Origin of the sequence: Mesorhizobium sp. M1A.T.Ca.IN.004.03.1.1 (assembly GCF_003997555.1) — a bacterium.
In the GTDB taxonomy this organism is placed as follows: domain Bacteria; phylum Pseudomonadota; class Alphaproteobacteria; order Rhizobiales; family Rhizobiaceae; genus Mesorhizobium.
Window position 1 is genome coordinate 594,500 of sequence record NZ_RZTV01000001.1, and the last position, 24,759, is coordinate 619,258.

Here is a 24,759-nt window from a genome sequence, read left to right on the forward strand (position 1 = left end):
CACGCGCCCGCCGGCGAATGTCGGCGGGTCTCGATGGCAGCAGGCTAGACAACCGGAGTACCGACGATGCGTATGCGTGTTGACCAGCAATTTCCTTCCAAGCCTCTGCGCATGAAGGACTGGTGCCGACGGCTAATTTCCAACTTCGAACCCGCGGTCGGCAGCATGCTCGCAATGATCGGCGGGCTTGCCGTTGCCATTGTACTGCTCACCGCAAGTGCATCGCGCGCAGATGGATACACCTTCGACACCGGTGACATCCTGCGTGTGTCCGTGATCGGCGAACAATCCTATCCGCTGGAGGTCGTGGTCGATGATCGGGGCTCGATCTCGCTGCCAATGTTGGGTGATATCAAAGCGCGCGGCCTGACCACCGTTGCCCTTTCGCAGGCCATCCAGCAAGCATTTCAGCAGCAGAAGCTGATCCTCCAGCCGTTCGTGAAAGTGGAGATCGGACAATACCGGCCATTTTTTATCTCCGGAACGGTGGCCCACCCTGGATCCTATCCGTTTCAACCCGGAATAACGGTTCGCCATGCACTCGCTATAGCAGGCGGGTTTCGCGCCAGCGCTGTGGGCAACACGGAGCCCGCCCTGGAAATAGCTGATCTGCGAAGCGCGCGCTCAAACCTGGCGCTTGAAGAATATCGCCTGAAGGTCCGTCTTGCCCGGCTCCAGGCGGAAAGTCGACTGGAAAAGTCCTTCGTCGCTCCTCCCGATTCGCCCGTCGAGTTTGGCGGGCAATTGATTGACGGCATCATCGCGTCCGAACAGCAGCAGCTGGACGCCCGCCTTGCCGCGTATCGGGATGACGTTTCCTACCTGGAGGCCTCGCTGGATCGGGCGAAGAAGGAAGCGGCCATGCTAGCCGCGGCCAGGCAAGAACGTGAAAAGACCGCGAACATCCAACTGCAAGAACTGCAGTCTGCCCGGTCTCTGCGGGAAAAGGGTTTGATAACGAACTCGAATGTGTTGACGGCGGAACGAGCACATACCAGCTATCGGGCTGAACTGGCGCAGACGGAATTGCAGCAGGAACAGGCGCAGCAGGCGATGCTGAACGCTGAAAGCGAGCTGCGAAAGAAGCACCAAAGTCACGAAATGGAATTGATCGGCCAGACCCAGGACGCGCAAGTTGAGCTCGGAAAAATCCAAAGTCAAATCAGATACGTGGCCGACAAGCTTCTCTTTATCTTCACTTACGGCGAACAGAGAACCTTCGACGACCTGCAGGGCTCGGTGAGGATTTCCATCTTCAGGCGCGACCAGAAGATCGCCCACGACATCGTCGCCGATCAAAACACGGAAGTGAGAGCCGGCGACGTCATCGAGGTTTCCGTCGTGGCCAACAAGGGGTTCTACGCTCCGGACTCTGGTATCTCTCCCAAAGTGCAAAATCCGGCCGTCCAGCGCAGCATGGTCGGCCAATAGAGCAGCAGAAATCTTCGGAATTTTGACGTGATCTTTGGCACAGCATTGACGGCCTTTGGAGCGCGTCCCCGCCGGGCGAATTTCCATGCCAAGACGAAGCAGCGGCCGCCAAAGCGCCCCCGCACAACTGCGCGCCGCAAGAAGTCGAGCAAGGCCCCGCGCCGCCGCCTCATCGTCCGACTTCCCGCTGCAATCCTGCTCCTCCTCGCCGCCGCGCTTGCGGGTGCGGAGTTTCTGCCACGCTTTGTTGATCTCGCCAGGGTTTCGCAGACGCGACCCTGGACGGACCTCGTGGCTGGCTGGCGCTATTTTTACGACCTGCAGGCCCTGCTGGCCGGTCCGGGCGCCCTCCAGGTTTTCGTGGCGGTCGCGGCCCTTGGTCTCCTCATGGCAGCCGTCCGCAGCGCAAGGCGGAGACGAAGAAGCGACTTGCCCGGCGCATTCGCGAACGCCGGCGCCCCGTCCCCGACCAAGGAACCGGCGCCCGGCTCCGAACTGGCCAGTGCGTTGCGTTCCTGCAAGGCAGCCTTCGCGGGCGTTGCAGTTTTCAGCGGCGTGAGCAACATCCTCATGCTGACCGGCGCAATGTTCATGTTGGAGGTCTACGACAGGGTGCTGCCGAGCCGCAGCGTCCCCACTCTGATCGCCATGGCAATACTGGCCGGCGTTCTGTTTGCCGGGCAGGCGGTCATCGACCTCGTGCGCGGCCGCATCATGAACCGGATCGGTGCTGAGTTGGACGAAGCGGTTGGGGGACGCGTATTCACCGCCGTTTCGAAATTGCCCCTGTACATCGGCCAGCAGGGAGATGGATTGCAGCCGCAACGCGATCTCGACAACATCCGTACTTTTCTGTCGAGTGCCGGGCCTGGCACCCTGTTCGATCTTCCCTGGCTGCCCTTCTATCTGGCGATCATCTGGAGCCTTCATCCGACCCTCGGGACAACCGCCGCTTGCGGCGCGTTGGTGCTGGTGACGCTGACGGTCGCCACGGAGATCCTCACACGCAGACCGATGGGCGCCGCGGTTCTAAGCAGCGTGAGGCGCAACAGCTTGGCCGAGGCCAGCCGGCGCAACGCGGAGGTGCTTCAGGCGATGGGCATGGGCAGGCGCCTGCACGACCACTGGCGCGAAGCGAGCCGCGAACATCTTGCGCTGCAACAGCGTGTCAGCGACATCGTTGGCGGTTTCGGCAGTTTCGCTCGCGCGTTGCGACTGATGCTTCAGTCGGCGATGCTGGGTGTGGGCGCCTGGCTCGTGATCGAGGGCGAGGCGACCTCCGGGATCATCATCGCCGGCTCCATCCTTGTAGGCCGTGCGCTGGCGCCCGTCGATCTTGCCATCGCCCATTGGCGCAACTTCGTCGGGGCGCGACAGAGCTGGAGCAGGCTGAGCAAATTGCTCGCCCGGTTGCCGCAGGACGCTCAACCGATGGCGCTTCCGGTGCCCGGGTCGAAGTTGACTGTGGAGCGCATCGCGATCGGTGCGCCGGGCGCGCAACGCATCATCGTGCAAGGTGTGGAATTCAGCCTGGATGCCGGCTCGGTGCTAGGCATCATAGGACCAAGCGGTTCCGGCAAATCGAGTCTGGTTCGCGGGCTGGTCGGCGCATGGCGACCGTTGGCGGGCCGTATCAAGCTGGACGGCGCCGCTCTCGACCAGTGGTCGTCGGAGCGGCTGGGCCGCTACATAGGCTACCTTCCGCAAGACGTCGAACTGTTCGCGGGAACGGTTGCCGACAATATCGCGCGCTTCGATCCCGGGCCGGACCCGCAGGCCATTGTCGCAGCCGCCCGCGCCGCGGGCGTCCACGAGCTCATCATCGGTCTCCCCAATGGCTACGAGACGCAGATCGGAGAGGGCGGAACCGCGCTTTCAGCCGGCCAGCGTCAGCGCATTGCGCTGGCGCGCGCGCTGTATGGCGATCCGTTCCTGGTGGTCCTCGACGAACCCAACTCCAATCTCGATGCCGAAGGTGAAATGGCGCTTGCCGCTGCCATCCTCGCAATCAAGGCCCGCGGCGGCATCTTAGCGATTGTGGCGCATCGGCCGAACATTCTCAGCACAGTGGATTTCCTGCTCGTGATGAAAGAAGGCCAGACGCAGATGTTCGGCACCAGGGAAAGCGTTCTGTCGACACTCTTGCCCGCGCCACAGACCGTGACCGCAGGCCTGCAGCCGGTTTTCAAGCTCACTCCGACACCGCGTTGATGGCTGACCCGGATTGGAATGGGGAAATGACAGCTGCCCTTTCGAACGTGTCGCTTTTGAACCGACGGTCGATCCGTCGCAATCTGCTGGGCGGCACGACCATCGTCGCATTGCTCGTCGGCGGAATGGGAGTCTGGGCCGGGACGGTGGATATTTCGGGAGCGGTGATTTCGCACGGCACGGTGGTCGTCGACAGCAGCGAAAAGAAGGTTCAACACCCGACCGGCGGTGTGGTCGGCAAGATTTTTGTGCGCGACGGCGACCGCGTCAGGGCCGGAGACGTTCTGGTCCAGCTCAGCGACACCGTTCCGCGTGCCAGCCTGGCCTACGTGACGAAGAACCTGGATGAGCTCTATGCGCGAAAATCCCGGCTCGAGGCCGAGCGTGACGGCAGCGAGCGCATCACGCTTGCTCCGATGCTTGTCGCGAGAATGAACGACCCTGAGATAGCTGCCACGGTGGCGAGCGAACAGCGGCTGTTCGAGCTTCGTCGAACCGAGGTGTCTGGCAACAAGGCGCGCCTGCGCGAACGCATCGAGCAGTTCGGGAAGCAGATCGAAGGCTATTCGGCGCAGGAATCGGCAAAGACGAAGGAGATCAAGCTGATCAACGACGAGCTCGTCGACATACGCAGTCTTGTCGAAATGAAACTCACCCTCAAATCGAAGCTGACCGAATATGAACGTGAGGCAACGCGCATCGAGGGTGAGCGGGCGCAACTTGTGTCGAGCATTGCGCAGGCAAAGGGAGCGATCGCCGAAATCGAGCTGCAGATCCTGCAGCTGGACAAGGAGTTTTCCAGCGAGACCGGGAGCGATCTGCGCGATGTCGAGGCCAAGATCGCCGAGTTCGAGGAGCGCAAGGTCGCCGCCGAGGACCAGCTGTCGCGCATTGATATTCGCGCCCCCGCCAGCGGCACGGTCCATCAATCCGCAGTCCATACCGTTGGCGGCGTGATTGGCGCGGGGGATCCGATCATGCTGATCGTGCCCGACACCGATGCTCTCGCGGTCGAGGTAAAGGCCGCACCTCAGGACATCGATCAGCTCTCGATCGGTCAGCGCGCGCTTCTTCGCTTCACGGCTTTCAACGTCCACACCACGCCCGAAACGGAAGGTATGGTCTCCATGATCGCGGCAGACGTGACGCGCGATCAGCATACCAACGAAATCTACTACACGGTGCGCATCACCCCCGACCCCCACGAGCTGAAGAAGCTTGGAGCGCTCTCGCTGGCGCCCGGCATGCCGGTGGAAGCGTTCATACGGACTGGCGACCGCAAGGTGCTCTCATACCTGATGAAGCCTTTGACGGACCAGATGATGCGTGCGTTCAGAGACCAGTAGCAGCGCGTTGTCGTGCGCATCCGTGCATCCTGGTTGACCTTTAGCGATAGGGGCTTGTCATGACGACAGCAGAGTTGAAACCTCCGATTTTTCTGATTGGCAACTACCGGTCGGGCACCACCATCACGCAGAAATTGATCGGGCTGCACCCGGATGTCGTCACCTGGTACGAGCCAAAAACATTGTGGCTCTATGCCGATCCGGCGCGCCGGCATGACGAATTTGTCAAAGCCGATGCCAGCGAGAAGGTCGTGCGCTACATTCGCAACCGGTTCCTCGACTATCAGCTGCGGAACGGCAACCGGCAAATCATGGAAAATACGCCCGCCAACGTCTTGCGCGTGCCATTTATCCACCAGATATTCCCAGAAGCTATATTTCTATATATTACAAGGAATCCGTTTTCCTATATAAGCTCCATGGAACTTAAGTGGCAGCGCGCAAAAAGTTTCAAAGGTCTTCTGCGACTATTGAAAGAAACGCCGGCCACACAAGTCCATTACTACGTGGGAGACGTCGTAAAGCAGATAGTCGCCAAGAGGATATTACACAGAAAATACACGTCGATCTACGGACCGCGCTACAAGGGAATAGATCGGGATTTGCAGGAGCATCAAAAATTGACAGTGATCGCGCGCCAGTGGGCGCGCGGCAATCGAATGGCCCGAGAGGATCTCGCCAGGCTGGGCGAAGGCCGCGTGCTGTCGTTTCGCTATGAGGATCTGATACAGGATCCCGAGTTGGTCTTGCGCCGTATCTATGAACATTGCGGGCTGCATTGCTCTGACGACATCCTTCGCGTGGCGAAGGAGATGATCGATCCCGGCCGCCAGCAGAAGTGGCTGCGCCTGGATGCGAACGAACTGGCGGCGATCATCCCCGAGGTGCGGGATGAGATGGGATTCTACCGCTACGAGATCCCCCCGTCCCTTCTCGTCGGGCATGGCTCGCGGCCCACGCGGGCGCCGTTGGCGTTTCAGCATGGCCATCCGAATATCCCCTCCCCCCGCTGAGCGGTTCCGGGGAGATGCATGGCCGCCCTTCTTTGGTCGGTCGAGTAAGCAAGGCGGCATGTGGAGATTGGCGTGAGCGACATCCGGCGCGGGCTGGCAAAACGCAGTGTCGTAGGCATGTTCTGGACGGGCCTGTCCATGGGCGCCTTGGCGGTTGCCGAGCTTGTCGCCCTCGTCCTCCTGGCCCGGTTGCTCTCGCCCAACGAGTTCGGTCTCTACTCCGCGGCACTGATCGTCATCAAGTTTTCGGCCATCTTCCAGGGCCTCGGCATCACGCCTGCGATCGTGCAGCGACCTGTACTGGAGGAGCGGCATCTCCGGGTCGGATATACCCTGTCGCTCTTCCTTGGGCTTACCGTAACCGCTCTGGTATGGGCGTTGGCACCCGCTATTGCCGGTCTTCTTCGCCTGCCCGAGCTCACTCCGATCGTGCGTGCGGTCTGCTTCATCTTTCTTTTCCAAGGAGCCTCCATGGTGGCGCTGGCCTCGGCCCAGCGTGCCTTGCGGTTCCGTTGGCTCGCGCTTGTCGACGCGGTCGCTTTCGCCATCGGCTACGTGGTCGTCGGTCCAGTGCTGGCTTGGCTCGGCTTCGGTATCTGGGCACTTGTCGCAGCGATCCTGGTCCAGCAGTTGTTCCGCACGATCGTGCTGCTCGTCGGCCAGCGGCACCCGATGCGGCCGTTGCTCGAGCGGAGCGCGATTTTCGAACTGCTCTATTTTGGCGGCGGCTTCACCATTGCGCGGGTCTGCAACTACCTTGCCACTCAGGTGGACAGGCTTGTCGTGGGCCGCTATCTCGGCGCCGATGCGCTCGGTGTCTACGGTTTGTCGTCCCAACTCATGACCACTCCGGCGGTGATCGTCGGCCAGGTTCTCGATCGCGTGCTGTTCCCCACCATGGCGCTGGTCCAGGAAGAGCCCGTCAGGCTTGCGCGCGCTTATCGCAGCGCGGTCGCCGGTTGCAGCCTGCTTGTCCTGCCGGCCAGCGTGGTGGTGGCGATCGTCGCACCCGAATTGGTTCGGGTCATTCTCGGACGGGGCTGGGAGGGCGTGGTCGGCCCCCTCCAGATCCTGGCGTTCAGCATGCTGTTCCGCACGAGCTACAAGCTTAGCGATTCCGTCTCGCGGGCAACCGGAACGGTTTACGCCCGGGCCTGGCGCCAGGCTGTTTTCACCGTCGGTGTCTGCATCGGAGCCTTCATAGGGCAATTCTGGGGCGTGGAAGGGGTGGCGTTCGGTGTCGGCCTGGCATTCGGGGCCAATTTCTTTCTCATGGCGCAGCTGAGTCTCCGCGTGACCGGGATGACGTGGGCGAATTTCTTCCTTGCGCACCTGCCTGGCGTCGCGCTCGCCGGCGTTGTCGGAACCGGTATCTGGGCGTTCGTGGACTGGCTTCGCGCCCTCCATCTATCGCCTCTTCCGCTGCTCATCGATACGGCATTGCTGGCCTCTGTGGGGGGCTTGCTGTTGTGCTGGCTCCTGCCGTCGCTGTTCCTTGGGCGGGAAGGCCTGTCACTGTTGCGCCTGCTCGCGGCAGTCGTGCCCGCATGGCCAAGACTGAGGCAGGCAACAGACTGATCAGCGGCGGAACTCGAGCTCAGTTCCCAGGATCACCTTCTTCACGCGCAACGACGCCATCGCCTTGCTCGATCATGGGCTCAGCCTGACGCCCGATCGGGCACCGGGAGATTCCGTCGTTGCGGAGGAAATTTACGAGAGGAGACCGACTATGGCTGAACTATTCGAAGCGCGGCTGGCGGCCGCGGGCGATGATGTCGAGGAGAAAGGTTCCGGCTCGATTTCGACCAATGTCGACGATCTGGAACTGGGCTTTGCCAGCACGACCCGCCAGACGGTCGGCCTACGCTTCACCGGCGTCGATATCCCGCAAGGCGCGATCATCACCAGCGCCTACATCCAGTTCCAGGCCAATGAGGTGAAGACCGGCGCGACCTCGCTGGTGATCAAGGGCCAGGACACCGACGACGCAAGCGCCTTCACCAGCACCAGCTTCAATGTATCGTCACGGGCAACGACCGACGCGTCGGCGACTTGGACGCCGGCCCCGTGGACCACGGTGGGCGAGCAGGCCCTGGCCGAGCGCACGCCCGACCTGACGGCTATCGTCCAGGAGATCGTCAGCCGCTCGGGCTGGGCGGCGGTCAACGATATGGCGTTCCTGATCACAGGCACCGGCACGCGCACAGCCGATTCCTACGAGTACAATCCGACCAGCGCGCCGCTGCTGCACATCGAATATGTCTTGCCCGGATCCGGAAGTCCGGTGGCCTTCAACACGCCTGCCGATGCCGATCCCACTGCCAACCAGATCGCCGAGCTCGCCGCGGCGGGAGCGCCGACCGGGATCACCGCTTCGGCCACGGATCCCGACGCCCGCGCGACCGTCACCTACAGCCTCAACGACTCGCGTTTCGACATCAATGCCAATACCGGCGTCATCACGCGCTCGGGCACAGGCACGCTCGACTTCGAAACCCAGTCGTCCATCAATCCGACGGTGACGGCAATCTCTTCCGACGGCAGCACCGCCACCACGAGCTTCACCCTCGATGTCCTCGACAGCCCGGAGCCGATCGCGTTCAACACGCCGCCGGATGCCAACACCGCGGCCAACCAGATCGGCCAGAACGCTGCCGCCGGCACCGCCGTCGGCATCACCGCTTCGGCCACGGATCCCGATGCCGGCTCGACGGTCGCCTACACGATCGACGACACGCGGTTTGCCATCAGTTCCAGCACCGGCGTCATCACGCGATCAGGTACCGGCACGCTCAACGCCCAGTCCGAGCCGTCTGTCAACCTCACCGTCACCGCCACCTCGTCGGACGGGAGCGTCGTCACGCACCCCTTCACCGTCGCCGTCACGGCCGGCCAACAGCCTGTGGCCTTCAACACTCCGCCCGACTCCAACCCCGGTGCCAACCAGATCGCCGAGCTCGCCGCGGCGGGAGCACCCACGGGCATCACCGCTTCGGCCACCGATCCCGATGCCGGCTCGACGGTCACCTATAGCCTCAACGACACGCGCTTCGCCATTGATGCCAATACCGGCGTCATCACGCGCTCGGGCACAGGCACGCTCGACTTCGAAACCCAGTCGTCGATCGACCTGACGGTGGCGGCAACCTCTTCCGACGGCAGCACGGCCAACAAGGTCTTCACCCTCGCCGTCCTCGACAGCCCGGAACCGGTTGCGTTCAACACGCCGCCCGATGCCAACACCGCGGCCAACCAGATCGGCCAGAACGCTGCCGCCGGTACTGCCGTCGGCATCACCGCTTCGGCCACGGATCCCGATGCCGGCTCGACGGTCACCTACAGTCTCAACGACCCGCGCTTTGCCATCAATCCCAGCACCGGTGTCATAACACGCTCGAGCACCGGCACGCTCAACGCCCAGTCCGAGCCGACGGTTGCGCTCACGGTCACCGCGACCTCGTCGGACGGCAGCACCAACACCCACGCCTTCAATGTTGACGTCACCGGCGGCAGCACGCCTGGGACTTTCGAGGCCAGGGTGGCGGCCGCAGGCGACGATGTCGAGGAGAAAGGTTCCGGCTCGATTTCGAGCAACGTCAGTGATCTGGAACTGGGCTTTGACGGCTCTACCCGCCAGACGGTCGGTCTCCGCTTCACCGGTATCGACATCCCGCAAGGCGCGATCATCACCAGCGCCTACATCCAGTTCCAGACCAACGAGGTGAAGACCGGCGCGGCCTCGCTGCTGATCAAGGGCCAGGACACCGACGACGCAAGCCCCTTCACCAGCACCAGCTTCAATGTATCGTCACGGGCAACGACCGACGCGTCGACAGCTTGGACGCCGGCCCCCTGGACCACGGTGGGCGAGCACGTCCAGGCCGAGCGCACGCCAGACCTCACGGCTATCGTCCAGGAGATCGTCAGCCGCTCGGGCTGGGCAGCGCTCAACGACATGGCCTTCCTGATCACCGGCACCGGCACGCGCACCGCCGATTCCTACGAATACAATCCCGCCAGCGCGCCGCTGCTGCACATCGAATATGTCTTGCCGGGATCCGGAAGTCCGGTGGCCTTCAACACTCCGCCCGACTCCAACCCCGGCGCCAACCAGATCGCCGAGCTCGCCGCGGCGGGAGCACCCACCGGGATCACAGCTTCGGCCACCGATCCCGATGCCGGCGCGACCGTCACCTACAGCATCAACGATGCACGCTTCGCCATCAATTCCAATACCGGCGTCATCACGCGCTCGGGCACAGGCACGCTCGACTTCGAAACCCAGTCGTCCATCAATCTGACGGTGACGGCAACCTCTTCCGACGGCAGCACCGCCACCAAGAGCTTCACCCTCGGTGTCCTCGACAGCCCGGAGCCGATCGCGTTCAACACGCCGCCGGATGCCAACTCCGGGGCCAACCAGATCGGCCAGAACGCTGCCGCCGGCACTGCCGTCGGCATCACCGCTTCGGCCACGGATCCCGATGCCGGCTCGACAGTCACCTACACGATCGACGACTCGCGCTTTGCCATCAATTCCAGCACCGGGGTCGTCACGCGCTCGGGCACCGGCACGCTCAACGCCCAGTCCGAACCGACGATCAATCTCCAGGTGACAGCGACGTCGTCCGATGGCAGCAGCGCCACGAGCACCTTCACTGTCAGCGTCACGGCCGGCCAACAGCCCGTGGCCTTCAACACTCCGCCCGACTCCAACTCCGGCGCCAACCAGATCGCCGAGCTCGCCGCGGCGGGGGCACCGACAGGGATCACCGCTTCGGCCTCGGATCCCGATGCTGGGTCGACGGTCACCTACAGCATCAACGACACGCGCTTTGCCATCAATTCCAGCACCGGTGTCATCACGCGTTCGGGCACAGGCACGCTCGACTTCGAGACCCAGTCGTCCATCAACCTGACGGTGACGGCGACCTCCTCCGACGGCAGCACCGCCAACAAGAGCTTCACCCTCGCCGTCCTCGACAGCCCCGAACCGATCGCGTTCAACACGCCGCCCGATGCCAACTCCGGGGCCAACCAGATCGGCCAGAATGCCGCCGCCGGCACTGCCGTCGGCATCACCGCCTCGGCCAAGGATCCCGATGCCGGCTCGACGGTCACCTACACGATCGACGACTCGCGCTTTGCCATCAATTCCAGCACCGGCGTCATCACGCGATCGAGCAGCGGCACGCTCAACGCTCAGTCCGAACCGACGATCGATCTCCACGTGACAGCCACCTCGTCCGACGGCAGCATCGCCACGCACACCTTCACCGTCGGCGTCACCGCCACCCAGTTGCCGACATCCGTGACCTTGGCGCACACTATTCTGACTTCGCAGTGGTCACCGCCGAGCCCCGACCCGACCGATATCGTCTATATCTCCCATCTCGGCAAGCTGCTGGTGGCCGATAGTGAGGTGGAGGAGATGTCGATTTTCACCGGCAAGAATCTCTTCCAGATGAATCTGAACGGCACCCTGACGGGCACGCTCACCACCATCAATTTCTCGGATGAGCCGGCCGGGGTCACCTATAATCCGGCGAACCACCATCTCTTCTTCTCGGACGATACCGGCACGAAGAGCGTCTACGAGTTGAACCCGGGCAACGATGGGCTTTACAACACCTCCGACGATATCGTGACCTCGTTCAGGACCGCCGCGTTCGGCAGTACGGATGCGGAGAGTATTGCCTACGACACAAACCGCGGCGTGCTCTATCTCGAGGATGGCACAACCCATAGGATTTACACCATCGCTCCGGGCCAGAACGGCAGATTCGACGGCGTCCCAAGCACGGGGGGCGATGATGTCGTGACGAGTTTTTCTGAAGAGGCGCTCGGAACCCCTTCTGACGGGGGCATCGCGTATGATCCGGTCCACGACCTGCTTTATGTCATCGTGTCACGCACCTCCGTGGCAATGGTGACGCCAACCGGGGATCTGCTGGGCACGCTCGACATCTCCGCCGCCAACGCGAAAAAGCCGGCGGGACTTGCCCTGGCGCCGAGCAGCGACGATCCGAGCCACCAAATGAGCCTCTATGTCGTCGATCGCGGCGTGGACAACGACTCGAATCCGACCGAGAACGACGGCAAGATCTATGAATTCCATTTGAACGATTGGCTGCTCGCCTGATCTGACAGGGGAGCGACCGCCAACAAACAAATACCCCGACCGCGGCGTGCCGCCAGCGATCGGGGTATCAAAATTGAAGCGCGCCGCCCGGATCAATCCCCGCGCGACGCGCTTTTGGTTCTCAAGACGCTGCTTCAGCGACCCTGACGGTCAACCTTACGACTGGCCGGGAGGCCCGAGGTGAATGTGGTTTTTATCGCCCCAGCCGTTGCCCGGGCGTGTTCCTCCCGATTTGGCGATTGCTCTGGAGTTCAGGCTGGTGCCGAGCAGAACCGTTATGGCCGGTGGAGTCACCGCCGCAAAACGCCCTGCCTTCTTGAGAAAGTCCCGGCGCGCCTGAGCCTCTGAAACGAGGACTTCCTGCGTCGTTTCCGAGCGTTTCGTGCTTTCGGTTGGCATGACGATTCTCCCATGCGGGTTCCAAAGTATCACAACAGCTTATGTTTCCCGATGCCAGGATACTAGTTCACCAAAAGGCTTAGATTTTCGCGCTTGGAAGCAAAAGCGTACGAGCGATGCGCCGCGCGAAATCGGACGAGCCCCCCCTCGCCGAACCCCTGGCGCTTAGAAACCGCCGCGTTCCCCAAATCAAATTCCCGGCCAGGCGCAACGGAGCGCCGATGATCGGGTGGGTTGCCGTGAAGACGCGCCTCCAGTGCTGGAAACGGACGATCGGGCGCCGCGCGCATCTTGCCGGGATCCTGGTTCCGAAGAAGTGATGCAAGGCCAGGAGCTGGGTATCCAGGGCATTGCGGGCGCTTCGGTCCGACATGGATGCCTGCAGCGCGCTCCAGTCCACGTTCTCGCTCTCCGCCAATTGGGCCAGGTCGTGAAGGTGCCTGAGATCAATCCTTCCGCGCCAATAGTCGCCCTCCTTAAACAGGTCGTGCACGATCCAGTGCAGAGCCCGGGACTGGGCAGTAGGAATATTCACCCACAAATCGTCGTGCTGGACGAGCTTGGGAGGTTCAAAGTCGATCGCCCGGCGCGCCCGGAGTTCCAGCATTCCGGCATCCTGCTCACGCGCCATGCCTCGCTCACCTGCCACCTCGACATAGCCGAGCTCTTCAAGGCAGATTTGGGCGGCCGCCTCGTTGGCCGGCTCCACGGCCAGATCGAGGTCGCTTGTCATCCTGCTGGGAGCCTGGCCTGCCGGCGCAAGGAACAAGGGAACAGCGCCCTTGAGCAGGAGCGGAACGATGCCGCGGCGATTAAGCGCCGCAACGGCTTCGCGCAGTTGCGCACGCAAGCGCAAGTTCCGCTCCCGATTGCAGTCGTGAACGAACCGGAGATACTCGTACACGTCCTGCGGTAGCCGGTGGATCTGGCCGGCGCGCGCGAGGGAGGAGAACAAATCCGGCGTGAGCAAAGTGCGATTGGCCAGAGCGATTACGGCGTGCCAATCGGCCCGGTCGGCCGGACTGCCGCGAAGTCCGGCGATCAGAGCCTCGAGCGCGTTGCCTCTGTGTCTCACCGGCATGCCTTCGTGATCAGCTCTACTGCATCATCGAGCTTCGAATAATTCAGGCAATAGGTGCCCGCCGATCCGATGACTTCGGTCAGAGTGTCGAAGGCGCTGCCACTCAACTCTCGGCCGGGTGCGAACGCCCCGTTGAGCAGCACACGCAATGCGCTGGCCGGGTCGATCGGCTCGAGGCAAGCTTTCGCGTCGCGACCTCGACGAAGCTGGATTGCATAGCCGATTGGTATGGGAGAGGACGGCACGACCTCGCTGGGCACCGCAAACCGAACTCGCCTGCGGTCTGGCCGGCGACAAACCGGAACAGCGTCGAGATCGGGGAAGCGTTCGGCCAAAAGCGGCCATGCTCCTGCCTTGACGGCAGGCGCAAACGGCAGACCAATGCCATGTCCCCGGGAGTCCAACAGGGTCACATCGTCAGATACGAAACCGAACCCTGCATTGACCAGCGCCAGGGTCAACGTAGTCTTGCCTGCGCCCGGGTTGCCGCAAAGAAGCACGATGCGCTCATTTTTGAGAAGCGCAGCCGCGTGCAGAGCAAGTTCGTAGGCGCTGCGATCGAGGACCTCGATCAGCATTTGCCCTTTCACCATGACGGGCAGCTCGTCGGGCGCGCAGGAAAGAACCCAGTCGCCATCCCGGAACAGGTGGACCCGTCCTTCATGCTCGACCAGTTGGAACAGAATGTCGGCAGTCTCTCGTCGGACCTCGAGATGCCGGAACACGGCGACCGCGGGAAAGGCGCAGGCTGCAGGATACTCGATGCGTACGGAAAGGCCCGCGATCGCGACGACCTGGCTCACAGCCTCTCGAGCCGACACAGACGGCGGTGCGTCGGGCCGTATCAAGCTCAGCCGCTGCCAATCCCTCAGCGCGGCCTCGACATGCCTGTTTGCCTCGATCCCATCGACGCCGGCGCGCGCCATCTCGGCCGAAATGGCGCGCGGCGATGTTCCCTCTTCCAGGGAGCGCCAGATCTCGGCGGCAGTATCGTTGACGGCGAAGATGGCCCGCTGGGAGGGACTGAACAGGATATTCTGCCCCCTGACGCGTGCCAGCCGTCCCTGGGTCACAAACGTGGCCGGGATATGAGCGGTGGAGCCTGGCGGCGCCGTTCCGTTACCCGCCTCGTGATTCATCGAGTAGTCCTCTCCCCCTCTGCCGGAACGCGACGGCGGTCCAACCTATCGTTGCGAAACAGGTACGTTCAATGGGCGAAGCGACAAGCGTTTCGGCAGGAGTTCACTTCGCCCAACACAGCTAAGCAACCGAATGTTTTGCCCCCGAGTGCGACTTCTCACAGCGCTTCGTCGGAGAACCGGGCCACGTTCTGATGCGCCGCGACCCATTGCAGATGCGCCTTGTTCCAGTATTCGCGCGCGTCAGCGCCCGTCAGCACCTTGAAACCGGATGGCGGCAGCGGCAATTCCGAAGGAATTGGTTCGTCGGGCAGCCACAGCAACACGTTGTCCCGGCTTTCGATAGCCAGCCCCCAGGTTCTTTCCAGGCGACGGAGTCCACGCATGTTCACCGAAGCCAATGCGAAAACCGATCCCGTTATCCTCAGCCTGGGTGACTGATCGACGGCCTTGATCGGCGCCTGATGTGTGATTTCGCCCTTGGAGAGAAACGAGTGCATGCGAATGAGGGTTCGATCGATCTGCACTGTCTCCCCTGTCCCATCCCGCTCGTTTGAGGCAGGATCCACGCTGATCCCCGAAAAACAGCCGTCGAACAGGCAATCTTCGACAATGCCGCTGAGCAGGTAGTCGTTCTCCACCGCATCATCCCTGATTTCGCTGAGCCAGCAGCCTTTCAGGTGAAAGCCGTCGGCCCGCGCTGCGAAACGCACGCCATCCCAGCAGCGCCGCGCGCGCACACCTTCTATTGTCGCATTGGCGGTTCCGTCCCTGACAAGCAGAGCCGCGCTGTTGCAGTAGGTGTCGCGCCAATCGGAGGTCAGCGGCACCTGGCCGTCGAAGCGCCCTCCGATGAAATGAACGTCCGGACAGTTGCGGATGACCACCGGGTAGCGATTGACCGGCAGGTTTCCTTCGTCGCAGCCCATCATCGCGCTGGGCTCAGGATTTCTGCTGTTGGCGACTGTGAAGGAAGCATTCCGGGCGTCGATTGTCGTTCCGGCTTCGAGATCCCGAAACATTTGTTGTTCGTAGCCGTGCTCACCCGTCAGAACGAGCTGCTTGCCCTCCGGCTTCTGCCCGCCCTCCGCCTGGCACGAGCCCGGCAACAGCGCGAACACGGGAGACAGCCCAGCAAGGCCCATGAATGAACGGCGGTCCATCCTCATGCTCGTTGACCTGAAGAAAGGGATTGCCGATGCCGCTCGAGACAGGCCGAACGGACCGCCTCGAGAGCTCTCGAGGCCACGTCTTCGGGCGATGCGAGCCTTTCGATGTCGATGGCCGCCAGCACGCCCATGCGATCTTCCGTTCCCATTCCCCGCTCAAGGGCGGCCGCCATTTCGCGGCAGGCCCGATCCGCCGCCGACCAAAGGTCGGGATCGCTGTCCGGAGATGTCCGTTGCAGCCGCGAGGAGCGATCGCCCCTGGTCAGGAGCCGGTCTCTGGCGATGCCGGTCTCGCTGCGCAGGTGGACAAAAACCATGTCATGCAATCCGACGGCAGAAAGCATATCCAGCCAATTCTCGGATGTTTTTCTGCATCTGCTCTTCAGCAATATGGACCAGAATCCCTGCAGCAACCCCTGATCCATTATGATTATTGAATTTCTTCTTGCCCTCTCATGCTGGATAAATGCGACCAGGCTGATAAGATTCCAGACAAGCCTGATGGCATCAAGGCGCGACACTTGCCTGCTTTCGATGACGAAGCGGGCAATTCGAGCAAGCAACGAGCGAAACTCACGATCTAGCAGCCGAGGGGCGACAACGCCCATTCTGTGTATCTGCCTCTCGATGAATGTTCTTCCTTCCCACGCCACTCGCACGTCGCCTACCGGCGGGCCGCACCGTCGCAGGCTGTTCGCCAGCAGGCCGGAGGTGGTTGTCTTTCCGACCCCGGGCAGACCAAAGAACTCGACAAATCGAATGTCTGTCCGCAGCGCGCGTGCTTCGACGCTTGGCGGGAGGCTTGCCGCCAGGTCACCAAAACTGTGCGAAGTCATTGGATTTCAGGTGATAAGATGAGCTCTTGGAATGCCCAGGAAATCAAGGCGATATGCGAGGGGCATACTCAACTTCAAGCAGCTGAGACCCGGTCCCGACATACAACCTCGGGGTCTTGGCAAGGCCGGTCTGCAGCGATCGCTGCATGCCGCGGTAGACTATGAGCAAAGCGAGCGGCAGCCAGAAGAAGGCCGCGGTTGACGGCCCGAAGGAATCGCTCATCTGGTTGGCGACCAAGTAGTTCCATACGGCGACCGATGTTCCGAGCACCATGACATTCACTTCGGTCGCTTGTTCGCTCCTGCCCCTGTCGACCAATGTGTGCAGAACGGCGCTGATCAGATACCCCACCACCAGCAGAACCATGATCACCACCAAGGCAAGGCCGGGCACTCCCAGCGTTCTAAAATAATCGATGAACAGGTTGTGGCTGTGCGGAGCGATGTCGCCCACCCATTGCCCTGCGCCCACGCCCATGAACGGATGCGACAGGCCCAGATCGATTGATATCGACCACAGTCGCTGCCGCGAAACGATCGAATGTGCCTCCCCGCCGGAGAGCTGAAGCGACAGCAGCTTGTAGGCCCGTGGGTTCAGGAACTGCAACATCATAAAGCTAGCCTGGAACAATATCGGAGCCGTAACGGTCGCCGCGATCACTGTTACCGGACGCTGCTTCCTTATCACCAGATAGATGCAGTATAGCCCGTAGAACGTGCCGAGACCGACGACCCCAAGAACGAAATTCGTCTTGGATCCCGATTTGACCAAACCCAGCAACCCCGCGAGGAGGCAAACCGACAGGAGGATTCGGTGCCTTCGAGAAGCGACCAGCTTCGCGGCGACAAGCGGCAGACCGGCCGACAAGGCAATTCCGAGCTGGTTTGCGTGCTTGAAATAGCCCTCCGCCCGATCGGCGAATCGAGCATCGCCGAGGCCAATAACGACAAGGCAGGATGTAACAGCAACCATGATGGCCATGGTCATCCCAATCCTGTCGATTGCCTCAAAACTCCTAGGCCTCGCGGCGATCAATGCAATGGTCGGGATAGTGGCGAAACCAAACACCTGGGCGAAGACAGCGCGCATGGTCCTGACCGGATTGTCCGCGTGTAGCGCCGACAGCAGCGATAGAACCATGATGAGGGCAGATGTTGTCAGCACGGCAGTTGCCAGGGCCGTGTCGGTGCGATGCAGACGTTTTGTCGCTTCGGCGTAGGGAACGAGGCTTACCAGGCCGCAGAACAAAGCGAGCAAAAAGGAAATCGAGCCATCGGTTCCGGCAATCCGCGTGGCGCCAGGGAACCATATCGACACGATCAGCAAAAGGATGGAAGCCTGCAGCATCGATGGACGTCACGCTGAAAATGCTATGCAACAACCGCGGGCCGACGCGCTCTTGCCTCGCCAGGCTGCGTCCGGTGCCCCTGTGTCCTGAACGGCAACGCCAAGAAATAGAGACACAACGTTCACTCCAGGACGGTGATTCAAGGCGCGCTGCCGCACCGCGGGTGAATACTCCGCGTACCTATTTCATAAGCAGCGTAGGCGCAGCGGGATGACAAGGAAATGAGCGAAAACGCGTCATTGGGACAAGGTGTCCTACGCCTTTTGTGCAAGGGCTGGTGGTGCTGCGATTCCAGTCTGCCTGGTCGAGATCCGGTCCAGCCGCGGCGGGGATTCGGTGTTGGTGCGGATTTGCATATGTGGGAGACTTGGGCGCGGCACACCGAGTCTTTCACACCGTAGGAGATCGCCGTGCTTTGGGGTCTTGTCGCTGTCGGCGTGATCGGCATTTTGCTCGGATTTCGTGTTCGCGCGCCGGCGCTCATCGTCATGACCGCGGTGATTGTGGTGTTCAGCGCCATTGCAGGCGGCATCGGCAGCCTGTTTGCCTGGGACCGTCTGCTTTCGATCCTGCTTTTCGTTGTCACGCTGCAGGGCGCCTACCTGCTCGGCGTCTTCCTCGGCATCGTGTGGCGTCGCGCCGTGACCGATGAGCATTGACGGATTGCGGCTGCCATTTCGTCGCCGGCGCCGGACTTTTTTAAAGCGGCGATGCCGCCAATGCTCGCTGCCTTCCTCGGCAGTCAGGACGCATGATCGAATCTCATCACAGCGAAGACCGTCCGAACGAGAATGACGACGTCGGCCCATATGGACCAGTTTCGCACGTAGCGGCTGTCGAGGGAGACACGGCTGGGATAGTCTATTGCGTCTCTGCCCGTCACTTGCCACGCGCCGGTCAGCCCGGGCCGGGTTCGAAGATAATCGATAGCGCAGGCGCCGTAACGTTGCAGCTCGTCGGGGACGACCGGCCGAGGGCCGACGCAACTCATGTCGCCGCGCAGCACGTTGATGAGCTGAGGCAACTCATCAAGGCTCGACTTTCTGAGAATGTGCCCCAGGAAGGTGACGCGCGGATCGTTCTTGAATTTCAAATTCTGCTCCCACTCCTTGGCGGCTTCGGGATTGCTCGCAAGATAGTCGGCCAGAACCTGCTGGGAGTTGGCAACCATGGTCCTGAATTTGTAGCAGGCGAAACGCCTGCCGTTGAAGCCGACCCGAGTGTGAGAGAATATCGCCGGTCCGCCGTCGGTCGCCAATATCAAGAGAGCAACCACAAGCATGATCGGAGCGGCCAGCACAAGCGCGATCGATGCGATGGTGACGTCCATGATCCTCTTGCGCCGCCCCCCAAGCGGACGATGGTTTTGGCCGACGCCTATTCCGGGTCTGCGGGGGTTCGTGTCGAATGCGCTGATTGTCATGAGCTTCGCCAAGGAAAACGGCTGATTTTAGCGCTCAACTTCACGCGGCGGATCATTCCCGGCAAGAACCGAAAAGGAGGTAGCGCCCTATCTGGCGCCGGTTAGCCTCTTAGCCTGAACGCGTATTGCCTGCGCGGTGTCGATAAGCCTTCTGATCAAACGGCGTAACACTGGCACCCATTTTCTGCAGTAGCAGTGTGGGCACCTTCGACTGTATTCGTGATCGACGAAATCAACTGGTCCGGCTAGGGGCGATCCAGACCGCCGACTGAATTCAGGCCCTAGCTCTGATGGCAAGGATGCCGAGAGAATGTCTGGAGCTACTGGTGCCGGATGGGCGAGCCGGCAGCCGTCTGGCAATGCCTGAAAAGCATGCGCGCGCATGCGACGAGATTCGACGAGACAGATCTTCCGCGTCGAAAGAATGCCTGCCAGCCTGTCAGTGGAGCACGCAACGTGACGCCCATTCCGAAGCCTTCGTCCGGTAACTTCCCCGCAAGGCCGGGCGCTCGTCAGTTTCTGGAGGTCGACCATGCGGAAGCACTTGCCGTCGTCCGCAAGCAGATAGCTTTGCTCGATCTTGATCTCTCCGGCCTCACTGTCGTGGCTGGCGCGGCGACGGGCTATCAGGCGGTGACTGCGACAGCCGCGGCGCTCGCCAATGCCGACCGTGTCGTTGCACTCACCCGCGTATCCTCCAGACATCCGAGCCTGGCGGCGGCCGCGGACGCGACGTTGGCATTTGCCGAGTACGCCAAGGTCGCCGAACGCGTGGAAGTGACGAACCGCATCGAAAGCCGCAAATGGCAGGAGGTCGACCTCATCACCAATTGTCCCCAGGTCGGACCGATTTCGAGATCGCTCATCGAGCTCTTGCCCTCTCACGCGGTCGTTGCGCTCATGGCGGAGCCTTGGGAGCTTCGGCAAGGCGTGTTGGACTTCGATGCCTGTGACGAGGCCGGCATCAAGGTTGCTGCTCCAAATCTCGGTCACCCGGCCATAGACCTGATGCCGGAATTCGCGCGCTTATGCCGGGTCCTACTCGAGGATGCCGGTGTCGATCAGCGTGCCTCGAGATTCGCCGTCGTCTGCGACACGCCCTGCGCACCATTCCTCGAACGTATGCTCGCCGAAAGTGGAGCAAGAGTTGGTGTTTTTTCGCATCCGGTTCTGCTGACCGATGATGCATGGGAGGTGATCATCGTCGCTATGCGGCCCTCCGCCAAACCCCCAATGGACATCAACAGTCTGGGCCGCATCGCCAGGAGAACGCGCCAGGCGCTGCTGGTGCAGTTCAGCGGCGGGATCGACCGCTCGGCCGCCAGCTATTTCGGCCTCAGGGTATGGCCGCCGAAGCGCCCCAACCGCGGCGAGCTGGGCCTGCCGCTTGAGATACTCGGAGCGGCTCCGGTGATCCGCAGACTGACGGGAGGCCTGAAGGCTGCCGAAGCAGCATATCGCGGTGCGGAGTTGGGCCGCGACAGTATTGGATTTCTCGTGAAGGCAGGATTCGAGATGCTCGACCGGGAACATGCCTGAGCATCGGCCTGAGCGCATCCGTTTCAAGACCTGCAGGCACCGTCCTATTTCTGAATCTCGAAAGGGAGGCGGACCTGAAATAGGTCCGCCTCCACGTCGAGGATCGGCGTGCGTCGTTCTATTGCCAGGCACCAGGCCTGGGCAGCCTTCAAAGCATCATCTGTCTAAGCTTGTAGGCCACCTCAGTGCGGTTCGTGGCTTTCAGTTTTTTCATGATGTTGCGGATATGGACCTTGACCGTGCTCTCGCAGAGGTTGAGCTCGTAGGCAATGATCTTGTTGGCCTTGCCTTTCCTGAGCGCTTCCACGACCGCGGCCTCGCGCGAGGTGAACATTCCGGCGAGCGGACGGGCGCCGTTTGCCGTCGAATGGATGATCTCGCGAAGCGCCAGCACGCAGCTGGCGGGCACGAAGATTCCTCCGGCGCGGGCGAGACCGATGGCCTCGGCAGCGACCTTCACCTTGACGCTCGTGGGAATGTAGCCGCGGGCGCCGCATTCGAGAGCCGCAAGGATCTCCCCCGGCTCGTCGGAATCCACCACGACGATTACCGGTACGGCGCCGACCTCGGAGATGAGGTGCACAAGTTCCGCCCGAACGCTCTGGTCGGTCACCTTTCGGGCGCCGAGAATAACGAGGATCGCGGAAGCCTCCGCCCCGCCGGCGACGTGCTGAATCTCATCAAGAGATCCTACGGCGCTGACGCGCAAAGCCGGATTATGTTCGATAAGGCCTCGAGCAAGACATTCGCGCTCGAGTGCCCGCTTGTCCACAATTACCACCAGACCTTCGGTCGGGTGTCCTTCTTCGAGATCAGACGTGCCGAGCCCGTTCACGTCCGTCAGATGCCCGTTCTGCAACGACCCCGTCGCGTCTTTCCAAGACTCGGAAATTTGAAGATGTCCCATCGCCTTATTTACTCCTCTCCGCCGCCGACTTCGCTCGCTCCCCTTTTTATCTTGACTCCCACGCAGGGCTTGTTCAGCGGCATGAACTGATACGCTGTTTACCGTGTGTCGGGCGACTTGCTGCGAAGTGAGGAATAGATTCAAGGAGTAGTGCATACGCCGGCCCAACCCACGGACGTATGGGATCCCCGCTCCATTGAGGTAATCCAGCCTCAAATGCATACTACGATGCTGTGGAAAAGGCGCATTAATCCTGGTTAACAATTTGGTAATTATATCTTAGGTGGCTAATATGACCGAAAGGATAACAACCTTAAGTTGCCATCACAGGAATTCTGCTCCTCAAAGCTGCGCGCGAGCATATCTCGACCTTAGAGCGAGATTTGCGGTTTGAAGCAAACGGCGCCACAGTTCTGAGAAAAACATTGACCTCGGCTGCCGTGCCCCCACCCAACCACTGCAGCCGGGGTTCCTTTTTTGGCCGGCAATCGCAGTCTTGTCGGGCCGACAAGTCAATCTTCGCGCGGCCTATCTCCACAACATCAAAGCGTCGCGCCTCGGAAATACGTACGCCTACCGGTACTAGCGTTTCAGGTTAGGCCTGACTGTCTCGACTCCTTCACGCGTGGTGGTGTCCGGCAATTCGCCGGGACCGTCCGGATTCCGTGTCGGGTTTTCGCGCGTGTCCCTCGGCGGCTTTTGCTTTGGGTTGGGGTCAGACGGATTTGGCTTGCGAGCTTTTTCCCGTTTCGATGGTTTAGGCATCTACACACTCCCTGCCTGCGCAATTTCGGAGAAACATTGCGGTTCCCGTCAAACAGCAGTTGATCGGTCGCTTTCGGCTGTAGCCGGTGCGGATCGTCCCATAACGTTCAGGTCCAGGCCGAAAGGACCGTCTCCATCTCGACGGTCTCGACCTGTTGCGCGAAGCGCTGATGGTAGACGGTCATCAGGGCATCGTGCGTCGCGTCCGATGAACTGCAAAGCGCATCCGTGACCAGCACCACGCGATATCCGATGTCGATCGCCCCCAGGACGGTTGCGAGCACGCAAACATCGGTTTCGCCTCCCGTGACCACCAGGGTGTCGATGCTGCGCGCGGCAAGTGCCGTCTGCAGTCTGCCCTCCGGCCAGGGCGAATAAACATGCTTGTCGATCACCTGCGCCGGCGGACAGAAGGATGACAGCGGCGGCAGCAACCCGACCATTTCTCGCCCGACATTTTCGATCGTCATCGAGGCCCAGCGCTCATAGTAGCGCCTCCAGGTGCCGGCACCCAGGCCAGGCTTTTCAGCCGGCACGAAGCGCGTGAAAAGGGTCTGCTCGGCTTTCCATTCGACGAGGCTGACGATCCTCGGAAGGACGCGGGTGATCCACGGCGTGGCCCATTCCGAAGGTTCCGCGAACAATTTCTGCATGTCGACGCATAGATGCGCGCAGCGCTCGCCCAGAGGACCATAGCTCAAGCCGGAAGCCGACATCGGATTTCCTGTCGGAAGTTCATGTTCGCTCTGGTGAAGAAGTGCCCGACGCGGTCAAAGCTCGACATTTGGTTTCTGAACTTTGGTGAGGCAACGCCTCGCCGTGCAACTCGTTCCCGTCGACCGGAAACTACAGGTGTGGTCGAACGTTCTACCGAGATGGAGACCTCCAGGATTACGTCCCAACCGGCGATCTCGAGTCCCGAGTTTCCGCTGTCTTTGGATACGCCGCCGATGGAGGCGCGGACCGCGGACGCCTTGCCTGAAGGTCCCTGGCAGTACGAACCCAAATGGGACGGGTTTCGCTGCCTGGCCTTCAAAGGCCGCGACGCCGTCGAGCTTCGCGCCAAATCCGGCAAGCCGCTCGGCCGCTACTTTCCCGAACTGACCACGATGCTGCGCGACCTCGCCGCAAGGCAATTCGTCGTGGACGGCGAGATCGTGATCGAGATCGACGGGCGCGTCTCCTTCGACGCGCTGCAGATGCGCCTTCATCCGGCCGAGAGCCGTATCCGCAAGCTGAGCGCGGAAACACCGGCGCGGTTGATCCTGTTCGATGCACTGGCTGCCCCGGGAGGCGAGATGTTGCTCGATTTGCCCTTGCCCGATCGGCGCCGGGCGATCGAGGACTTCGTTGCCAGGGCAGAGAACGCCGGGCTGAAGCTCTCGCCGGCCACAACGAGCCTCGCGACCGCCAGACGATGGTTGCGCGGCGCCGGCCGAGGTGCCACCGATGGCGTGGTCGCCAAGGCACTGGCCGAACCCTATCGCCCGGGCGAGCGAACCATGATCAAGGTCAAGCGGCTGCGCACAGCAGACTGCGTGGTCGGTGGCTTTCGCTACCTGAGCGGCAAGCGCCAGATCGGCTCGCTGCTGCTTGGCCTCTACAACGACCGTGGCCAGCTCGACCATGTCGGCTTCACCTCGACCATCGCCAGTGACGAGCGAGCGGCGCTGACCAAGAGGCTTGAAGCGTTGCGCGGCGGGCTCGGCTTCACCGGCAAGGCACCCGGCGGCCCGAGCCGCTGGAGCACCGAGCGCAGCGGAGAATGGGAGCCGGTGCGGCCCGAATTGGTCGTGGAGGTCCGCTTCGACCATGTCACCGGCGACCGATTCCGGCATGGAACAAGGATGGTGCGCTGGCGGCCCGACAAGGCGCCGCGCCAATGCACGTTCGAACAGATCGCGTAGGACACCTACCAGGGAGAGGCGACGCCACAACGGCCGCCACTTGCTGCAACGGGCGGAACCACCATTCGCCTGAGCGGTTTTCCAACTGAGCGAACCGCGAGC

The 24,759-nt window shown here is 61.7% G+C and carries 18 protein-coding genes; 9 read left to right on the forward strand and 9 right to left on the reverse strand.

Features of this window, described 5'->3' with window-relative positions; genetic code table 11:
• The first annotated feature begins 66 nt into the window (after window positions 1–66).
• The 6 genes from EOD29_RS02755 to EOD29_RS36980 all read left to right on the forward strand — a co-directional run bounded on the left by EOD29_RS02755 (window position 67) and on the right by EOD29_RS36980 (window position 12,143).
• Complete coding sequence (locus EOD29_RS02755) at window positions 67–1,431, forward strand: polysaccharide biosynthesis/export family protein (protein WP_245475189.1); 1,365 nt, start codon at window positions 67–69, stop codon at window positions 1,429–1,431.
• Between the two features lie 27 nt (window positions 1,432–1,458).
• Window positions 1,459–3,642, forward strand: coding sequence for a type I secretion system permease/ATPase (locus tag EOD29_RS02760; RefSeq protein ID WP_245299542.1), 2,184 nt, complete (start codon window positions 1,459–1,461; stop codon window positions 3,640–3,642).
• A gap of 26 nt (window positions 3,643–3,668) precedes the next feature.
• Window positions 3,669–4,988 carry an HlyD family type I secretion periplasmic adaptor subunit gene (locus tag EOD29_RS02765; protein ID WP_095825011.1) on the forward strand — a complete coding sequence of 440 codons (1,320 nt, stop codon included), beginning with the start codon at window positions 3,669–3,671 and terminating at the stop codon, window positions 4,986–4,988.
• Window positions 4,989–5,047: 59 nt separating this feature from the next.
• A complete protein-coding gene (locus tag EOD29_RS02770; protein WP_082954065.1) occupies window positions 5,048–6,001 on the forward strand; it encodes a sulfotransferase in 954 nt (317 codons plus the stop codon).
• A gap of 72 nt (window positions 6,002–6,073) precedes the next feature.
• Window positions 6,074–7,579 carry a lipopolysaccharide biosynthesis protein gene (locus EOD29_RS02775; RefSeq protein WP_245307672.1) on the forward strand — a complete coding sequence of 502 codons (1,506 nt, stop codon included), beginning with the start codon at window positions 6,074–6,076 and terminating at the stop codon, window positions 7,577–7,579.
• 151 nt (window positions 7,580–7,730) lie between these two features.
• Window positions 7,731–12,143: a hypothetical protein gene (locus tag EOD29_RS36980; protein ID WP_245475190.1), complete on the forward strand. Its 4,413-nt coding sequence runs from the start codon at window positions 7,731–7,733 to the stop codon at window positions 12,141–12,143.
• 156 nt (window positions 12,144–12,299) lie between these two features.
• Here EOD29_RS36980 and EOD29_RS02790 read toward each other — a convergent pair whose 3' ends face one another.
• The 6 genes from EOD29_RS02790 to EOD29_RS02815 all read right to left on the reverse strand — a co-directional run bounded on the left by EOD29_RS02790 (window position 12,300) and on the right by EOD29_RS02815 (window position 18,115).
• A complete protein-coding gene (locus tag EOD29_RS02790; protein ID WP_127245868.1) occupies window positions 12,300–12,542 on the reverse strand; it encodes a hypothetical protein in 243 nt (80 codons plus the stop codon).
• 79 nt (window positions 12,543–12,621) lie between these two features.
• Complete coding sequence (locus EOD29_RS02795; protein WP_245475192.1) at window positions 12,622–13,623, reverse strand: nucleotidyltransferase family protein; 1,002 nt, start codon at window positions 13,621–13,623, stop codon at window positions 12,622–12,624.
• A complete protein-coding gene (locus tag EOD29_RS02800) occupies window positions 13,614–14,762 on the reverse strand; it encodes a PqqD family protein (RefSeq protein ID WP_067320667.1) in 1,149 nt (382 codons plus the stop codon). The genes EOD29_RS02795 and EOD29_RS02800 overlap by 10 nt, the downstream gene beginning before the upstream one ends.
• A gap of 158 nt (window positions 14,763–14,920) precedes the next feature.
• Window positions 14,921–15,925 carry a hypothetical protein gene (locus EOD29_RS02805; protein ID WP_127245869.1) on the reverse strand — a complete coding sequence of 335 codons (1,005 nt, stop codon included), beginning with the start codon at window positions 15,923–15,925 and terminating at the stop codon, window positions 14,921–14,923.
• Between the two features lie 2 nt (window positions 15,926–15,927).
• The gene (locus EOD29_RS02810) at window positions 15,928–16,767 is read right to left on the reverse strand and encodes a hypothetical protein (protein ID WP_127245870.1); all 840 of its coding nucleotides are present in this window, start codon (window positions 16,765–16,767) and stop codon (window positions 15,928–15,930) included.
• Window positions 16,768–16,810: 43 nt separating this feature from the next.
• Window positions 16,811–18,115, reverse strand: coding sequence for an O-antigen ligase family protein (locus EOD29_RS02815; RefSeq protein ID WP_067320661.1), 1,305 nt, complete (start codon window positions 18,113–18,115; stop codon window positions 16,811–16,813).
• A gap of 411 nt (window positions 18,116–18,526) precedes the next feature.
• Here EOD29_RS02815 and EOD29_RS02820 point away from each other — a divergent pair, with 411 nt between their 5' ends.
• Window positions 18,527–18,775 (forward strand): hypothetical protein, encoded by a 249-nt coding sequence (locus tag EOD29_RS02820; protein ID WP_066992046.1) that lies wholly within the window; start codon window positions 18,527–18,529, stop codon window positions 18,773–18,775.
• An 83-nt stretch (window positions 18,776–18,858) separates the two neighbouring features.
• Here EOD29_RS02820 and EOD29_RS02825 read toward each other — a convergent pair whose 3' ends face one another.
• Window positions 18,859–19,446, reverse strand: coding sequence for a sugar transferase (locus EOD29_RS02825; protein WP_208720894.1), 588 nt, complete (start codon window positions 19,444–19,446; stop codon window positions 18,859–18,861).
• A gap of 549 nt (window positions 19,447–19,995) precedes the next feature.
• On the opposite strand from EOD29_RS02825, the gene EOD29_RS02830 reads away from it, so the two are divergent.
• Window positions 19,996–21,078: a hypothetical protein gene (locus EOD29_RS02830; protein ID WP_127245871.1), complete on the forward strand. Its 1,083-nt coding sequence runs from the start codon at window positions 19,996–19,998 to the stop codon at window positions 21,076–21,078.
• A 148-nt stretch (window positions 21,079–21,226) separates the two neighbouring features.
• Here EOD29_RS02830 and EOD29_RS02835 read toward each other — a convergent pair whose 3' ends face one another.
• Complete coding sequence (locus tag EOD29_RS02835; RefSeq protein ID WP_245299539.1) at window positions 21,227–21,913, reverse strand: response regulator transcription factor; 687 nt, start codon at window positions 21,911–21,913, stop codon at window positions 21,227–21,229.
• 944 nt (window positions 21,914–22,857) lie between these two features.
• Window positions 22,858–23,466, reverse strand: a complete 609-nt coding sequence (locus tag EOD29_RS02840; protein ID WP_066992037.1) for a cysteine hydrolase family protein — start codon at window positions 23,464–23,466, stop codon at window positions 22,858–22,860.
• Between the two features lie 159 nt (window positions 23,467–23,625).
• Between EOD29_RS02840 and EOD29_RS02845 the strand changes: the two genes are divergently transcribed.
• Window positions 23,626–24,657 (forward strand): ATP-dependent DNA ligase, encoded by a 1,032-nt coding sequence (locus EOD29_RS02845; RefSeq protein WP_127246135.1) that lies wholly within the window; start codon window positions 23,626–23,628, stop codon window positions 24,655–24,657.
• The last annotated feature ends 102 nt before the right edge of the window (window positions 24,658–24,759 follow it).

Bases quoted from the DNA above. Each gene is read 5' to 3' on its own strand.
- EOD29_RS02805 (WP_127245869.1), bottom strand. From the start codon at position 15,925: ATGGACCGCCGTTCATTCATGGGCCTTGCTGGGCTGTCTCCCGTGTTC.
- EOD29_RS02845 (WP_127246135.1), top strand. From the start codon at position 23,626: ATGGAGACCTCCAGGATTACGTCCCAACCGGCGATCTCGAGTCCCGAG.
- EOD29_RS02800 (WP_067320667.1), bottom strand. From the start codon at position 14,762: ATGAATCACGAGGCGGGTAACGGAACGGCGCCGCCAGGCTCCACCGCT.
- EOD29_RS02755 (WP_245475189.1), top strand. From the start codon at position 67: ATGCGTATGCGTGTTGACCAGCAATTTCCTTCCAAGCCTCTGCGCATG.
- EOD29_RS02810 (WP_127245870.1), bottom strand. From the start codon at position 16,767: ATGACTTCGCACAGTTTTGGTGACCTGGCGGCAAGCCTCCCGCCAAGC.
- EOD29_RS02815 (WP_067320661.1), bottom strand. From the start codon at position 18,115: ATGCTGCAGGCTTCCATCCTTTTGCTGATCGTGTCGATATGGTTCCCT.
- EOD29_RS02790 (WP_127245868.1), bottom strand. From the start codon at position 12,542: ATGCCAACCGAAAGCACGAAACGCTCGGAAACGACGCAGGAAGTCCTC.
- EOD29_RS02825 (WP_208720894.1), bottom strand. From the start codon at position 19,446: ATGGACGTCACCATCGCATCGATCGCGCTTGTGCTGGCCGCTCCGATC.
- EOD29_RS36980 (WP_245475190.1), top strand. From the start codon at position 7,731: ATGGCTGAACTATTCGAAGCGCGGCTGGCGGCCGCGGGCGATGATGTC.
- EOD29_RS02795 (WP_245475192.1), bottom strand. From the start codon at position 13,623: ATGCCGGTGAGACACAGAGGCAACGCGCTCGAGGCTCTGATCGCCGGA.
- EOD29_RS02765 (WP_095825011.1), top strand. From the start codon at position 3,669: ATGACAGCTGCCCTTTCGAACGTGTCGCTTTTGAACCGACGGTCGATC.
- EOD29_RS02770 (WP_082954065.1), top strand. From the start codon at position 5,048: ATGACGACAGCAGAGTTGAAACCTCCGATTTTTCTGATTGGCAACTAC.
- EOD29_RS02840 (WP_066992037.1), bottom strand. From the start codon at position 23,466: ATGTCGGCTTCCGGCTTGAGCTATGGTCCTCTGGGCGAGCGCTGCGCG.